Origin of the sequence: Nguyenibacter vanlangensis, assembly GCF_013376155.1 — a bacterium.
Taxonomy (GTDB): Bacteria; Pseudomonadota; Alphaproteobacteria; order Acetobacterales; family Acetobacteraceae; genus Gluconacetobacter; species Gluconacetobacter vanlangensis.
In genome coordinates this window covers 1-1,024 of sequence record NZ_JABXXP010000885.1, presented here as the reverse complement: position 1 = coordinate 1,024, position 1,024 = coordinate 1, and the positions used below count along the sequence as shown (strand labels likewise).

The following is a 1,024-nucleotide window of genomic DNA, read 5'->3' as shown; positions in this document are numbered from 1 at the left end:
CCAGGGCGGTTTCGTGGCGGGCGGCGATTCGCGCCAGCACGGGCGCGCGCAGCAATTCCCCGCCCTGCCCCAGCGGCGAATAGGCCATGGTGACGACGCCGCGCCGCCTGTCGGCCGGCAGCAGGTCGAATTCCACGCCGCGATAATCGAGGCTGTAGAGGATCTGGTTGGCGGCGCAGGCGCCGGCCGGCGCGAGGCGGGAGAGGGCCGCCATGTCGTCATCGTCGAAATTCGACACGCCCCAGGCGCCGATCAGCCCGTCCTGCTTCAGCCGCTCGAACGCCTCGACCGTCTCGTCGAGCGGGATGCCGCCCTGCCAGTGCAGCAGATAGAGGTCGATCCGGTCGGTGCCGAGGCGGCGCAGCGAGGCGCGGCAACTGGCGGGCATGGCGCGGCGCGAGGCGTTGGAGGGCAGCACCTTGGTGACCAGGCAGACATCGTCGCGGCGGCCGGCGATGGCCTCGCCCACCAGGGTTTCGGAGCGGCCGTTGCCGTACATCTCGGCCGTATCGATCAGTTTCAGCCCCTGGTCGAGGCCGGCGCGCAGGGCGGCGATTTCCCGCGCGCGGCGGTCGGCGCGATCGCCCAGGGTCCAGGTGCCCATGCCCAGGGCGGGTATCGTGGTCCCATCGGGGAAGGTGACGGAGCCCATCATGGCGGATCGTCCTTCTGCTGCGGTGCGCGGTCGGGTGGGTGGTCCGGTCAGCCCTTGCGGGCCCATCCTTTCGCCTGCTGCTGCCAGTAGACCAGGGTGTGCCCCCCTGCCCGCGCCGCGGTCCAGCGAAGGCGGGCGGCGGCCACGGCGTCGGGGTTGCCGCCGTCGAACAGGTCGAAGACGCGTTCGAACGCGGCGGCGTCGGGGCAATCGAGATCATCGACCAGGAACAGGTAGGTCGCGCCGTTGGGCACGTCCTGCCCGTCGGTCAGCCAGATCGGCTGCAATGCGCCATGGCCCATGGCGGCGCTGCCATGCGGCAGCCAGACCGGGTCGGCGGATTGCCACAGGGCGTCGTCCAGCGCGCGG

The 1,024-nt window shown here is 71.7% G+C and carries 2 protein-coding genes; both read right to left on the bottom strand.

The window, feature by feature from the left end; all coding sequences use genetic code 11:
• Positions 1-655, bottom strand: a 655-nt coding sequence (locus HUK84_RS19880; RefSeq protein ID WP_176641745.1) for an aldo/keto reductase, incomplete at its 3' end; no start/stop codon positions are given.
• A gap of 47 nt (positions 656-702) precedes the next feature.
• The coding region (locus tag HUK84_RS19875; protein WP_176641744.1) for a DNA polymerase III subunit chi at positions 703-1,024 on the bottom strand (322 nt) is incomplete at its 5' end.